At 55.4% G+C, this 13,701-nt stretch carries 17 protein-coding genes; all 17 read left to right on the top strand.

Going from position 1 to position 13,701, the window contains the following annotated elements; translation table 11 throughout:
- Nucleotides 1-419 (top strand): lysozyme (locus tag UC14_RS21125; protein WP_112198383.1); only part of this gene is annotated, 419 nt, incomplete at its 5' end.
- Nucleotides 412-918 carry a lysis system i-spanin subunit Rz gene (locus tag UC14_RS21120; RefSeq protein WP_112198382.1) on the top strand — a complete coding sequence of 169 codons (507 nt, stop codon included), beginning with the start codon at nucleotides 412-414 and terminating at the stop codon, nucleotides 916-918. The genes UC14_RS21125 and UC14_RS21120, both read left to right, overlap by 8 nt.
- Before the next feature lie 95 nt (nucleotides 919-1,013).
- Nucleotides 1,014-1,223: a DUF551 domain-containing protein gene (locus UC14_RS21115; RefSeq protein WP_112198381.1), complete on the top strand. Its 210-nt coding sequence runs from the start codon at nucleotides 1,014-1,016 to the stop codon at nucleotides 1,221-1,223.
- Nucleotides 1,224-1,525: 302 nt separating this feature from the next.
- Nucleotides 1,526-2,014, top strand: a complete 489-nt coding sequence (locus UC14_RS21110) for a DUF1441 family protein (protein ID WP_112198380.1) — start codon at nucleotides 1,526-1,528, stop codon at nucleotides 2,012-2,014.
- Nucleotides 2,014-4,119: a phage terminase large subunit family protein gene (locus UC14_RS21105; protein WP_112198379.1), complete on the top strand. Its 2,106-nt coding sequence runs from the start codon at nucleotides 2,014-2,016 to the stop codon at nucleotides 4,117-4,119. Before UC14_RS21110 ends, UC14_RS21105 begins: the two co-directional genes overlap by 1 nt.
- Nucleotides 4,116-4,334, top strand: a complete 219-nt coding sequence (locus UC14_RS21100; protein ID WP_112198378.1) for a hypothetical protein — start codon at nucleotides 4,116-4,118, stop codon at nucleotides 4,332-4,334. Before UC14_RS21105 ends, UC14_RS21100 begins: the two co-directional genes overlap by 4 nt.
- Complete coding sequence (locus UC14_RS21095; protein WP_112198377.1) at nucleotides 4,331-5,809, top strand: phage portal protein; 1,479 nt, start codon at nucleotides 4,331-4,333, stop codon at nucleotides 5,807-5,809. The genes UC14_RS21100 and UC14_RS21095 overlap by 4 nt, the downstream gene beginning before the upstream one ends.
- A gap of 49 nt (nucleotides 5,810-5,858) precedes the next feature.
- Entirely contained in the window at nucleotides 5,859-7,817 is a 1,959-nt protein-coding gene (locus UC14_RS21090) for a ClpP-like prohead protease/major capsid protein fusion protein (protein ID WP_112198376.1), read from the top strand.
- Nucleotides 7,818-7,902: 85 nt separating this feature from the next.
- Nucleotides 7,903-8,229: a DUF2190 family protein gene (locus tag UC14_RS21085; RefSeq protein WP_112198375.1), complete on the top strand. Its 327-nt coding sequence runs from the start codon at nucleotides 7,903-7,905 to the stop codon at nucleotides 8,227-8,229.
- On the top strand, nucleotides 8,222-8,497 hold the full coding sequence (locus UC14_RS21080) for a DNA breaking-rejoining protein (protein WP_112198374.1): 276 nt from the start codon (nucleotides 8,222-8,224) through the stop codon (nucleotides 8,495-8,497). Before UC14_RS21085 ends, UC14_RS21080 begins: the two co-directional genes overlap by 8 nt.
- Before the next feature lie 11 nt (nucleotides 8,498-8,508).
- Nucleotides 8,509-9,063 carry a phage tail protein gene (locus tag UC14_RS21075; protein ID WP_112198373.1) on the top strand — a complete coding sequence of 185 codons (555 nt, stop codon included), beginning with the start codon at nucleotides 8,509-8,511 and terminating at the stop codon, nucleotides 9,061-9,063.
- Nucleotides 9,060-9,464, top strand: a complete 405-nt coding sequence (locus tag UC14_RS21070; RefSeq protein ID WP_112198372.1) for a phage minor tail U family protein — start codon at nucleotides 9,060-9,062, stop codon at nucleotides 9,462-9,464. The genes UC14_RS21075 and UC14_RS21070 overlap by 4 nt, the downstream gene beginning before the upstream one ends.
- A 7-nt stretch (nucleotides 9,465-9,471) precedes the next feature.
- On the top strand, nucleotides 9,472-10,209 hold the full coding sequence (locus UC14_RS21065; RefSeq protein WP_112198371.1) for a phage tail tube protein: 738 nt from the start codon (nucleotides 9,472-9,474) through the stop codon (nucleotides 10,207-10,209).
- Nucleotides 10,210-10,219: 10 nt separating this feature from the next.
- Nucleotides 10,220-10,627 (top strand): phage tail assembly chaperone G, encoded by a 408-nt coding sequence (gene gpG / locus UC14_RS21060; protein WP_112198370.1) that lies wholly within the window; start codon nucleotides 10,220-10,222, stop codon nucleotides 10,625-10,627.
- 20 nt (nucleotides 10,628-10,647) lie between these two features.
- Nucleotides 10,648-10,962 (top strand): phage tail assembly protein T, encoded by a 315-nt coding sequence (locus UC14_RS21055; protein WP_112198384.1) that lies wholly within the window; start codon nucleotides 10,648-10,650, stop codon nucleotides 10,960-10,962.
- Complete coding sequence (locus UC14_RS21050) at nucleotides 10,943-13,273, top strand: phage tail tape measure protein (RefSeq protein WP_112198369.1); 2,331 nt, start codon at nucleotides 10,943-10,945, stop codon at nucleotides 13,271-13,273. Before UC14_RS21055 ends, UC14_RS21050 begins: the two co-directional genes overlap by 20 nt.
- A 35-nt stretch (nucleotides 13,274-13,308) precedes the next feature.
- On the top strand, nucleotides 13,309-13,650 hold the full coding sequence (locus UC14_RS21045; protein WP_112198368.1) for a phage tail protein: 342 nt from the start codon (nucleotides 13,309-13,311) through the stop codon (nucleotides 13,648-13,650).
- Nucleotides 13,651-13,701 lie beyond the last annotated feature (51 nt).

Raw genomic sequence — 13,701 nt, 5'->3', positions numbered from 1 at the left:
TGATTGCTTATCAGGATCAGGGCGGCGTCTGGACTATCTGCGGCGGCGTGACTTATGTGAACGGGAAGCCTGTATTTAAAGATATGAAATTGACGCGTACGCAGTGTGATGCCATCGATAGAGCAGAGCAGGCCAAAGCGCTGGCCTGGGTTGATAAAAATATTCATGTACCACTGACGCCGCCGCAGAAGGTCGGGATCGCCTCGTTCTGCCCGTGGAATATCGGTCCCGGTAAATGCTTCTCGTCGACCTTCTATCGCAAAATTAATGCTGGCGACCGACTTGGTGCATGCGCCGAAATTAAGCGCTGGATATGGGATGGCGGGAAAGATTGCCGAATTCGGGCGAACAACTGCGCTGGCCAGGTCATCAGGCGTGATCAGGAAAGCGAGCTGACTTGCTGGGGGCTGGATGAATAACAGTTTGCCGATTGCACTGGCCTTCGTGGCTGGAATTGCTCTCACGTGGTGGGTTGAAGGGCTACGCTGGGATGCTGATGTTTCCAGACTGAACGAAGCCCACACCGCAGAGCTGAAGAAACAAAGCGATCAGGCCGTGATTGACCTGACCAACCAGAAGAAGCGCACCGAAGCGGCCCTGATAGCATTTCAGGCGCTGGATGCGAAGCACACGAAGGAAATGGCAGATGAACTGGCTAAGAATGAGAAGTTGCGTGCTGATATTGCTGCTGGTACTCGCCGGGTGCGAATCGCCGCAGCAAACCTTGCCACCTGCCAACTCGTCGGGAACAGCACTTCCGGCAGCGGCAGCCTGGGCGATGCAGTACAAATCGACCTCACGCCAGCAGGTGGATCAGCTGTTCTCAGTCTCAGAGAGTCAACAAACAGAGACGACCAAGTAATCCAATACCTTCAGGGCTATGCGGCCGAAGCCCAGAAGCGCTGCAAAATTAATTAACTTGGCTCATTTGTATTACTTTCTGTGGTTTACCTCTCTCCCAATGGCTTTAAAAACGGTTTATATTTAAACCTCACTTTATGTGAGGAAATAGAATGAATTGGATATTGTTTGAAGACCAAAAACCAAAAAGCGGTGAGTTAGTAGCTCTTGCTACTGATCGCGGTGTTGGGTGTGGGAAGTACGATAGTCTTTACGACACTTTTAACTACATAACGATCCCTGGTAACACCCAATATAGTCAGTATGAAGTCACACATTGGATGCCGCTTCCAGAGCCACCAAAGACAACAAAGCAATCTTAATCCTAACCGCCTAAGGGCGGTTTTTTTATGGGAGACAATATGCAGGTCACTATTGATGGTGTCCCGTATGCGCCTGTGTGCAATTTGGATTGGAGGGGATGCACGGCATCGAATATAGTTTCAAATGAAATGATTAGCAGTGAAAGGTACTCCCGGCCGGGGGCCTTGCCACGGGGCGGCGGACTCGCGGAAAACGGCTAGTTTTCGCGATCTAGGGTCATCATCATCATCTGTGCAGGTTATTGATTTTATTAATACCCAAATTGCAAAGATGTCGAATCGTCTAAAAAGTGTTCACCATCATGGGCCAGGAAATCGCCTCACTCAAACTCAACATCAATCAACTTGCAGGGATCACGGGTGTGCACCGGCAGACCGTCGCGGCGCGCCTGAAGAATGTCGATCCCGCGCCGGGCAGTAACGCGAAACTTAAATTATTTTCCGTGACTGATGTGTTGACTGAATTGATGATCCCCACGGTTTCAGGTGACGTCGCTGAAATGACGCCATCCGACCGGCTGGCGCACTGGAAGGCCGAGAATGAGCGGCTGAGTTTTGAGCAGAGCATGGGGCAGCTTATCCCCGCGGAAGATGTGGCAAGAGAATTTTCGGTTATGGCGAAAGCCGTCGTTCAGGTGCTGGAAACGTTGCCGGACGTGCTCGAGCGAGATTGTGCTCTGCCGCCGTCAGCCGTGATGCGGGTACAAAATATTATTGATGATCTGCGTGACCAGATTGCGCAGAAGGTCATTGACGCAGAACCGGAGGAGGTGACGTCTGAGGAGGACTGATGGCAAAGCGGGCTTCAGCGCGTGGCATCCGGAGAGATGTACCAGAAATACTTCGTGCACCGCGGCGTATGCTGGTTGCCGATGCTGTCAGCCAATATATGCGTGTACCGATGGGAGCCGGCAACTCCGTTCCCTGGGATCCGAATCTGGCGCCGTATGTCATTGAGCCTATGAATTGTCTGGCATCGCGTGAATACGATGCCGTGATTTTCGTCGGACCGTCCCGGACGGGTAAAACCATTGGCCTGATTGATGGCTGGATAGTCTACAACGTTGTCTGCGATCCCTCCGATATGCTGCTTATCCAGATGACAGAAGAAAAAGCGCGCGAACACAGTAAAAAGCGTCTCGATCGTACTTTCCGCAGCAGCCCTGAAGTCGCCAAGCGCCTGAGCCCCCGGCGTAATGACAACAACGTCTACGACCGAACATTTCGCGCCGGTAACTACCTTAAAATCGGTTGGCCCTCTATTAACATCATGTCGTCATCCGATTATAAGTGCGTGGCGCTGACGGATTATGACCGCTTTCCCGAGGATATCGACGGAGAAGGTGACGGCTTCACACTGGCCTCAAAACGTACCACGACATTTATGTCATCCGGTATGACGCTGGTGGAGAGTTCACCGGGCCGTGATATCCGAGATACCAAGTGGCGGCGAAGTTCACTTCATGAAGCCCCGCCGACCACCGGCATTCTTTCATTATATAACCGCGGCGATCGCCGACGCTGGTACTGGCCTTGTCCGCACTGCGGCGAACACTTCCAACCGGCGAAAGATGTGGTGCAGGGCTATCAGAATATTGTCGATCCGGTGATTGCCAGTGAGGCGGCATTCATTGAATGCCCACATTGCCGCGGAAAAATCACGGCAGACCAGAAGCGCGCTCTTAATCAGAAAGGCGTCTGGCTGCGCGACGGTGAGCAGATTGACCGTCATGGTGTGATTACGGGTACCGCGAGACGTTCCCGCATTGCTTCTTTCTGGATGGAAGGTCCCGCAGCGGCATATCAGACCCTGTCTCAACTGGTCTATAAGCTGCTTTCTGCCCAGCAGGATTATGAGGCCAACGGCAGTGAAGAAACCCTGAAAGCGGTGATCAACACTGACTGGGGCCTGCCTTATATTCCACAGTCCAGCGTTGAGCAGCGGAAATCCGAAACGCTTATGGCGCGCGCCACCGTGGTGACCAAGCGTACGGTGCCCGACGGCGTGCGTTTTCTGGTAGCGACCGTTGACGTACAAGGCGGGCGCAACCGGCGCTTTGTGGTGCAGGTGATTGGCTATGGCGCGCACGGCGAGCGGTGGGTTGTCGACCGGTACAATATCAAACAGTCGATGCGCACGGGGCCGAACGGCGAAAGCCTGCCTATTGATCCTGCTGGATACTTGGAAGACTGGGACTTGCTGCGCACTGACGTGCTGGATAAGACATGGCCACTCAACAGCAATCCAAGCGTATCAATGCCCGTGCTGGCGATGGCCGTGGACTCCGGCGGTGAAGACGGCGTGACCGGCAATGCCTATGAGTTCTGGCGCCAATGTCGCCGCGATGGCGTACATAAGCGCGTTTATCTCTTCAAAGGCGACAGCACGACCCGCAGCAAGCTGATCACCAGGTCATTTCCGGACAATACCGACCGCCCTAACCGCCGGGCGGAGGCCCGCGGCGATGTGCCGCTCTACCTGCTGCAGACCAATATGCTCAAAGACCAGATCAGTAACGCACTTCAGCGCGATACGCCGGGGGCTAACTATGTTCACTTTCCTGACTGGCTGGGGGAGTGGTTCTATGACGAACTGACCTATGAAGAAAGGAGCGCTGACGGCAAATGGACGAAGCCAGGGAAGGGGGCGAACGAAGCGTTCGACCTGATGGTATATGCCCATGCGTTGGTGATTTTGCGCGGGTACGAGCGGATAAACTGGGAAAAACCGCCTGGTTGGGCGCGCCCCGTTGAACAGTCCGCTCCGCTTGCACCTTCTGATTCACCCACACTGAAACCCCGCAGTAATCATCAAAAACCGAAAACAACCCGCGCCAAGGAAGAGGAGAAACCCTCTGCCTGGGCGCCATCCACATCAGGAGGCTGGGTATTATGAATCAGGCCGATATTGAAGACATGATCCAGCAGTATATGACCGCTGAACGCGCCGTCCTGCAGGGGAAATCCATCACCTTTAACGGGCAATCCATGACGATGGAGAACCTCAGTGAAATCCAGAAGGGGCGAAAATACTGGGAGCGCCGGTTAAGTACGTTGCTGGCGGCGCAGCGCGGGCGACCGCAGTACCGGCTGGCGAGGTTCCTGCGATGAGCCTGATTGATGATGCCATTGGCCTGATTTCACCAGGCTGGAAAGCCTCCCGGTTGCGGTCCCGTGTGGCAATCAATGCCTACGAGGCGGCATTACCGACGCGCACGCACCGGGCGAAGCGGGAAAACCGCAACGCAAACCAGCTCACGCAGTTTGCTGGCCGTTCGGTCAGGGAGCAGGCGCGCTGGCTGGACAATAATCACGATCTGGTGATTGGCCTGCTGGACAAACTCGAAGAGCGCATTGTCGGCGCGCGCGGAATTGTGGTTGATCCCCAGCCCATCCTGAAAACGGGGCTGGTGGCCGATGAGCTCTCTAAACAGATCCGGGCAGCCTGGGCGGAGTGGTCTGTTTCCCCCGATGTGACAGGGCAGTTTACCCGCCCCGTTCTTGAGCGGCTGATGGCAAGAACCTGGCTGCGCGACGGTGAGGTTTTCGGCCAGATGGTACGGGGTTCCGCGCCCGGACTCACCCCGACGGCGAACATCCCTTTCTGGGTTGAGGCGCTGGAACCGGACTACATACCGCTGGAGATGAACGATACCGGGAAGGGGATTTGTCAGGGGATCTATCTCAACGACTGGGGATGCCCGACAAAGTATGTCGTCTACAAAAATCTGGTGACATCAGGCGTTGCGCTGGGCAATACCAAGGAAATCGCTGCAGACGGCATGATGCACCTGAAATTCATGCGCCGTCTTCATCAGGTCCGCGGAAACAGCCTGCTGTCCGGCATCCTGATCCGCCTGAGTGCGCTGAAAGAGTATGAAGATGCTGAACTGACGGCCGCCCGTATTGCCGCTGCGCTGGGTATGTACGTGAAAAAAGGCGACGGGCAATCCTACGGCGATGCCGGTGGTAATGACAAAGACCCCCGCGAGCTCAACATCGAGCCTGGGATGCTCTTTGATGAACTGGAGCCCGGCGAAGAAATCGGAATGATTAAATCGGACCGGCCGAATCCTAACCTTGAGACGTTCCGCAACGGGCAGCTCAGGGCGGTGGCCGCCGGCAGCCGCAGCAGCTTTTCCAGCATCTCCCGTAACTACAACGGCACCTACAGTTCGCAGCGTCAGGAGCTGGTGGAGTCCTTTGAGGGCTACGGCATTCTTCAGGATGCATTTATTGCCGCCGTGACCCGACCGATGTACCGCAGCTGGTTGCAGATGGCGATCACGGCGGGCGTGATCGACGTACCGCCCGATGTGGACATGTCGACGTTGTTTAATGCGGTCTACAGCGGGCCGGTGATGCCGTGGATTGACCCGATGAAAGAGGCCAACTCCTGGCGCGTGCTGTTGCGTGGCGGCGCGGCAACGGAAGGGGACTGGGTCAGGGCGCGCGGCGCGAATCCGGGCGATGTAAAACGCCGCCGCAAGGCGGAAGTCGATGAAAACAAAACGTTAGGTCTGGTCTTCGACACGGATCCGGCAAACGATAAAGGGGAAGCCAGTGCGAAAGAATCGAAGAAATAAACTGGGGGCGTCACCCAAAGCATCCGCGGGGGACAAAAGCTGGTTCCGCATGAAGGCGAGCGGTGACAAGACTGCTGATATTTATATTTATGACGAGATTGGTTACTGGGGCGTGACCGCCCGCCAGTTCGCCAGCAGCATGAAAGCGCTGGGCGATCTGGACCATATCAACCTGCATATCCACTCGCCGGGCGGCGATGTCTTTGACGGCATTGCCATTTACAACCTGCTTAACAGCCATACGGCGAGCAAAACCGTGTATATCGACGGTCTTGCCGCCTCAATGGCCTCGGTGATTGCTATGGTGGGCAATCCCATCATCATGCCTGAAAACGCCATGATGATGATCCACAAGCCCTGGGGGATCACCGGCGGCGATGCCAACGACATGCGCGACTATGCCGACCTGCTGGACAAGGTCGAGGCCGTGCTGATCCCGTCCTATGCCAAAAAAACCGGCAAAACCCCTGACGAACTTGCCCTGATGCTGGGTGAGGAAACGTGGATGACCGCGCAGGAATGCCTTGAGCACGGTTTTGCTGACCAGATTTCTACCGCGGTGCAGGCAATGGCCCGCATTAATTCAAAACGTATCGAGGAATTCGACGCTATGCCAAACGCACTGAAAAACATGATCACCAAGCCGAAAGCGACGACTCAGAATCAGCCGGAACCGCAGAATCCACCTGTTGCGCCTGTTGTTCCTGGCCCCGCAGCGCTGGATGAAAACACCATCCGAAATCAGGTCATTGCCGCGCAGAAACAGCGCGTCACGGGGATCAAAGACCTGTTCGCGATGTTTGGCGGCCGCCATCAGGAATTACAGGCGTCATGCATTGAAGATATCGACTGCACGGTCGATCAGGCCAAGGACAAGCTGCTGGTGATGCTGGGGAAAAATGCCAGCCCGTCCAATAAAAACGGCAACAATGCACACATTCACGCCGGCAACGGGAATTTCACCGGCGACGGTATCCGCCAGGCGCTGATGGCGCGCGCAGGCTACGAAGACCGGCAGAATGACAACGTGTATAACGGCATGACCCTGCGCGAATATGCGCGCATGTCGCTGACCGAGCGCGGGGTCGGCGTTGCGGCTTATAACCCGATGCAGATGGTGGGGCTGGCGATGACGCACACTACCTCTGATTTTGGCAATATTCTGCTGGATGTGGCGAACAAATCTCTGCTGCAAGGCTGGGAAGAGTCACAGGAAACCTTTGAAGCCTGGACGAAGAAAGGGCAGCTCTCTGACTTTAAAACGGCGCACCGCGTCGGGCTGGGCGGCTTCCCGTCGCTGCGTAAGGTACGCGAAGGGGCGGAATACAAATACGTCACGACGACCGATAACAGCGAGACCATTGCGCTGGCCACCTACGGTGAAATTTTCTCCATTACCCGTCAGGCCATCATCAACGACGATCTGAATCAGCTGACTGACGTGCCGATGAAAATGGGCCGCGCCGCGAAGGCCACCATCGGCGATCTGGTGTATGCCGTGCTGACCGGCAACCCGAAATTGTCAGACGGTAAGGCGTTGTTCAGCAGCGATCATAAAAACCTGGCAACCGGTGCCATTGACGTCGCGAATCTGGATGCGGGCCGCCAGTTGATGCGCGTTCAGAAAGAGCCAACCACCGGCCGTACCCTGAATATCCGCCCGGCGTTCCTGCTGGTGCCAACCGCCCTCGAAACCGTGGCAAACCAGACCATCAAATCTGCCAGCGTGAAAGGCGCCGACGTTAACGCCGGTATCATCAACCCGATCCAGAACTTTGCGACGGTGATCGGTGAACCACGTCTGGACGATAACAGTGCCAAGTCCTGGTACCTGGCCGCTGCACAGGGTATGGACACCATCGAGGTGGCTTATCTCAACGGTGTCGAGCTGCCTTACATCGATCAGCAGGAGGGGTTCAGTTCTGACGGTATTGCGACGAAAGTGCGCATTGATGCCGGTGTTGCGCCGCTCGATTACCGCGGTCTGGTGAAATCTTCCGGCCAGTAATCCTCCTCCCGCGTTGCCCGAATGCCCGTAAGGGCTTTTTTTATACCTAAAATTCGCCCCCTTCCGGGGCGTCTGGAGTTTTTCAATGGCTAAGAATTTTGTACAGGAAGGTCAGACGATTTCCATTACCAACACCGGCGCTGCCGTGATCGAGAGCGGCGACCCCGTGGTACTGGGTTCCCTGCTGGTTGTCTCTCTGGTGGATATTGCCCCGAATGAAACCGGTACGGGCATGGCCGAAGGGGTATTCCTGCTGCCGAAAGTCTCCGCCGATGCGATCCCCGCTGGCACAAAAGTGTATATCGCGGACGGTGAAATCCAGCTGGCGTCTGCGGATGCCGTGGCCGCTGGCATTGCCTGGGAAGCTGCCGCTGCGGGCAGCACCGTCGTTGAAGTGAAAATCAATGGCTAACGCCTTTGATGTGTTGGCCGCGCGGATGGATGCGGTAACGACCGCGCGGTTTGGGCGGGAGGTGGTGATTAATGGCACCGTGTTCACCGGTGTTGAAAGCCATTTTCTGCCCGAGATGGGGCCGGTGAGCGGCGATGGCCTGTCTGTTGTGGTTTTTTCTCCCGATTACCGGCCGCACCGTAACGATCAGGTGGTTTATCAGGCAGAAAGTTACATTGTCACCCGTCATCAGATGTTTAACGGGAAGCCACAAATCTGGCTGGAGTAAGGGGAGGGAATATGACCATCAAAGGGCTGGAACAGGCCATCGCCAATATGAACAGTATCAGTTCGACGGCCGTTCCCCGCGCCACAGCGCAGGCGGTTAACCGGGTGGCGGGGCGGGCCATCAGTCGCAGCAGCAGCACTGTGTCGAAGGAAACCAAGGTGCCGAGAAAGCTGGTCATGCAGCGTGCAAAACTGAAAAAGGCCACGATAAACCGGCCGGTTGCCACGTTAAAAATCAACCGGGGTAATTTACCGGCCATCAAGCTGGGCGCGGCACAAATGCGTGTCTCCCGGCGTCAGGGCAATCTACGCGGGCAGGGCAGCGTACTCAAAATAGGCCGCTTTACCTTTCGGAATGCGTTTATTCAGCAACTGGCTAACGGCCGGTGGCATGTGCTCCAGCGTTCCGGGAAAAGCCGGTACCCGATTGAGGTCGTGAAGATACCGTTAACCACCCCACTTACGGAAGCGTATACCGCAGAAACTCACCGTCTGATGCAAAGCGATATGCCGAAGGAAATGGCTTCCGCCCTGAAATATCAACTGAGGCTGGTCATTAAACGATGATAAAGCACCCCAAAATCCGTAAAGCCGTGCTGGACGTGCTGAAACTTTCGGTGACCGATCCTTCCGTCACCTGGTATGACGGCCGCCCGAGTTTTCTGACCGCTGAAGACCTGCCCGCCGTTGCCGTCTACCTCTCCGGTGCTGAACCCACTGGGGAAACCCTTGATGAAGATGAGTGGCGGGCGACGCTTCACGTGGAGGTATTTCTCAAGGCGGTGAGTCCTGACACCGATCTCGACCTGTGGATGGAACAAAACATTTACCCCGTTGTGGGTGACATTCCGGCGCTTTCAGACCTTATCGAAAACATCACGCCCGAAGGCTATGACTATCAGCGCGATGATGAAATGTCGACGTGGGGCTCCGCTGACCTGCGTTACACCCTGACTTACTTAATGTGAGGAATTTATGACCACACAACTCGAACCGACCAAAGGCGCGGGCACCACCCTCTGGATTTACACCGGCAGCGGCGATCCCTACGCCAATCCGTTATCGGATCAGGACTGGACCCGGCTGGCGAAAATCAAGGAGCTGACGCCGGGAGAAATGACGGCGGAATCCTACGACGACACGTACCTCGATGATGCCGACGCCGACTGGAACGGCACGGCGCAGGGGGCCAAATCTTCCGGGGACACGTCGTTTACACTGGCCTGGAAGCCTGGAGAGAGCGGGCAGCAGGATCTGGTTAACTGGTTTTACGATGGCGCAGTGCGCGGGTACAAAATTCGGTATCCCAACACCGCTGTTGATGTCTTCCGTGGCTGGATCAGCAGCCTGGGCAAAGCGGTGCCGGTAAAAGAGGTGATCACCCGGACGGTGAAAATCACCAATACGGGCAAACCTGCGCTGGCCGAGAGCAATCAGACCGCCGCGGTACCCGTGACCGGCGTGACCGTCACGCCGTCAACCACCAGCGTGGTGGTTGGACAAAATGCGGTGATCACTGTGGCGGTGCTTCCGGACGGCGCGACAAATGGCGCGTTTAATGTTGCGGCTGCCGATCCGACTATCGCTACGCTGACGGTATCGGGTAATACCGTCACGGCGAAGGGCCTTAAAGCGGGCACGACACAACTCATCGTGATGACCAATGACGGCCAGAAAGTGGCTATCTGCACACTGACCGTCACGGCGGCATAACGGAGCGAGCATGTTTTTAAAATCAGAACTGTTTGAGTTCAACGGGGCAAACGCCACTCTGTACGAGTTGTCGGCACTGCAGCGCGTCGAACTGTTGCATTATCTGGCCGCGCAGGAAAAAGCGTTGCCCAACGATGAGCCTGACGAACAAATCCTGTCAGCCGCACTGGTTGAACTGAATATCCGGGCGGGTGCGATGGTAGTCGCCATGTCCCTGTGGCACAGCGAGTCGCCGAAGCCGGATATCCGCGAACTTCAGCAACAGGTGATGAGCACATGGCCGGTCGAGGCCATCGGGAAAGCGGATACCCAGATCAAAGTGCTGTCGGGCATGATGGCAAATTTGCAGACAACCGAACAGGAAGTTCCTGAGTCTGAAGACACCGACAGCGCAGGGGAAACAGCGGAAAAGCGCTAACCCGTGAAATGGACTTTGTCATGAAGCTGGCGCGTGAGTTCAGACGGCCTGACTGGCGCGCCATGCTTGCTGATATGTCCTCCAGCGATCTGGAGGAATGGCACCGATTTTACGAGTCCCATTACTTCGAAGATGCGCTGCTTGATGCACATTTCGCCGCGCTGAACCTCAATATTTTGTCGCTGGTATGCGGGGAAAACGATCTTAACGTGGGTCATTTCAGTCTGCTAAAACCTCACGTCGTGGAAGAGCAGCCGGATCCCGATGATGAACAGTTAATGGCTATCGCAGAAGGTCTGTCAGGAGGAGTCCGCTATGGCCCAGCCAGTGGGTGATTTGGTCGTCAGCCTCGATGTTGATGCCGCAAAATTTAATGAACAGGTCAGTTATGTCCGCAAGCAATTTACCGGCTTAGGGGCGGACTCGACGAAAGCCGGGACGCAGGTTCAGCAGGCATTCTCTAAACAGGAGCTTGCTGCACAGCGTGCGGGTATTTCCATCGGGCAATATAAAGCGGCAATGCGGATGTTGCCTGCTCAGTTCACCGATATTGCCACCCAGCTGGCCGGCGGGCAAAGCCCCTGGCTGATCCTCCTTCAGCAGGGCGGCCAGATTAAAGATTCGTTTGGCGGGGTCGGGAACGTTGCCAAAATACTGCTGACATACATTACGCCGCTCAATGCGGCTATCGGCGTCGCTGCTGTCGTTTTTGGCAGCCTGGGCCTGGCGGTTTATAAAAGCCGTCAGGAGATTGCCGAAGCCAGCAAGATTATTCAGGAGTCCTTGGGTTTAAGTGGTAGTGCAGCGGAAAAGCTGGCGCAAAATATCCGGGCTATTGCCGATTCTTCTGGCGCGTCGATTAAAAGCGTTGCCGATCTCTTCATCACCACAAAAGATGGTGCTGACGAAGCCACGCAGAAAATGATTGCGGTCGGCTTCAGCTATCTGGATGCCAAAGCCAAGGTCAGTGAATACAAAGGTTCATCTGATTTTACCAACCTCAATGCCCAGATCGAAGCGCACCGGCTTAAGGTTCTCGGTATTCCTGATGCGTGGACGGATGCGGAAGAGGCAGTCAGAAACTATTATTCGGGGGTGAATTTAGGCAAGCAAAGTGTGGCATTGGGGGGTGCTATTGATCCCATTGTTGGCGCTCTTGAGCAGGCGAAGCAGTTAAGGGGGGACCTCACAAAAGCCACCATAGACGGGAACCTGGCAACACAAAAATCAGTGGAGTGGATAAATAAGGAATATCTGGCCACGGATGCTGTTGCAGGTGCTGAAGCTAAACTTAAAGAGGCGCGGGAACAGTCACGGAAAATTGCCTTTTCGGGTGATGCGACCGCTATCGCGAATGCGCAAAAACTCATTGCCCTGCGTGAGAAAGAAGTCGAGCAGGCAAAGAAACGGCAGGAACCCAAAAAACAGCGGGTCACCACTTCTGCGGGAGACCGGGCAGAAGACAGCGCGCAGGGGGACTTACTGAGTCTGCAGGCACAGCTTAAGGTGCTGCAGCAGCATACCAGCGTTAACGATGTTATCAGCCAGCAGCGCAAAGATTTGTGGCAAGCCGAAAATCAGTACGCCGTCCTTGAGCAGGCAGCCAGCAGCCGGCAGTTATCTGCACAGGAAAAATCCCTGCTGGCGCATAAGGATGAAACGCTTGAGTACAAACGGCAACTGGCTGTGCTGGGCGATAAGGTCGTTGCCCAGCAAAGGCTGAATACACTTTCCGACCAGGCGGACAAATTTGCCCAGCAGCAGTCGGCAAAACGCGCCGCTCTGGATGCCCAGGCAGAGGGTGTATCCTCGCGTCAGGCAGATCGGGCTGCCACCCTGCAGCGTCTGCAGGAAGCCTATGCGTTTAACCCCTCTGCCCAGCAGCGCGTCCTGCAGGAACAACAGAAAACATATGAAGCAGAAGACGCCCTGCGGTCAAACTGGGTCGCGGGTGCGAAACAGGGCTGGGCGGAATACGCTGAATCTGCAACGGATGTTTTCACGTCCGTGCTGCAGGTGGCTCAGTCCGGATTTAACGGGCTTACAGACCAGTTGAACAGTCTGGTCACTACCGGCAAGGCCAGTTTCAAAGATTTCACCTCATCCATTCTGAAAATGATTGTTAACGTGATCGACCGTCTGCTGGTGGCCTACGCGATTCAGTCAGCCATGGGATGGGTAACGGGAAGCGTTTCTGGTGGTGGTAATGCAGGGACGGCAATCACCGGCGGCAGCTATAGTAACCTGCAGCTTGCTTATAACGGTGGTTACATCCGCGAATATGACGCGGGGGGCTACACCGGGCACGGCGGAAAGTATGAACCCAAAGGCATTGTTCACGGCGGGGAGTTTGTATTCACCAAGGAAGCGACCAGCCGTCTGGGGGTCGGAAATCTTTATCGTCTGATGAAGGGTTATGCTTCAGGCGGGTATGTGGGAGCGCAGGAAGGAATGGCTTCACGGTTTGGGGCTAGCATTATCAGCGTTTATGCACCGGTCACCATCGATCAGCAACCTTCATCGACTGAAACCAGCAGCAGTGATACAGCAAATACTGCAAAACAGCTGCAGGGCATTGTTGAGCGGGTTTTGTCCGATAGACTCAGGAAGGAAATATCTCCAGGTGGCCTCTTATACAAAAAATAACCTGACAACTTGAATTTATATCTCCCGGAGAAAAGATGGCGACTGATACTTTTACCTGGCGAACGCAAAAAAGTGCTCAGGGTACGGACACAGTCAGGACACTGCAGGTGCAGTTTGGCGATGGGTATAAGCAGATAGCTGCAAACGGCATTAACGCGAGTGCCGAAACCTGGAGCCTGAACTGGACTGGCAAAAAAACGGATGCGGTGGTGATCCGCCAGTTTTTACTGACCCATGTGATTTCTTCATTCTGGTGGACCACGCCGTGGGGAGAAACTCACCTGTGGCGGGTCAAATCTGACTCTGTGTCAGTCAGTTTCCCCGCCGGAGACAAAGCCACGCTGAGTTTTACTTTTGAACGGGCCTTTGCGCCTTAATATCATCACAGTCTTGAAAGGCTGCCTGCGGGCTAATGCCGGTCACTTAAG

This window comes from Rahnella sp. NRRL B-41462, from assembly GCF_003263525.1.
In the GTDB taxonomy this organism is placed as follows: domain Bacteria; phylum Pseudomonadota; class Gammaproteobacteria; order Enterobacterales; family Enterobacteriaceae; genus Rahnella; species Rahnella aceris.
This window is presented reverse-complemented; position numbering and strand designations above follow the sequence as displayed.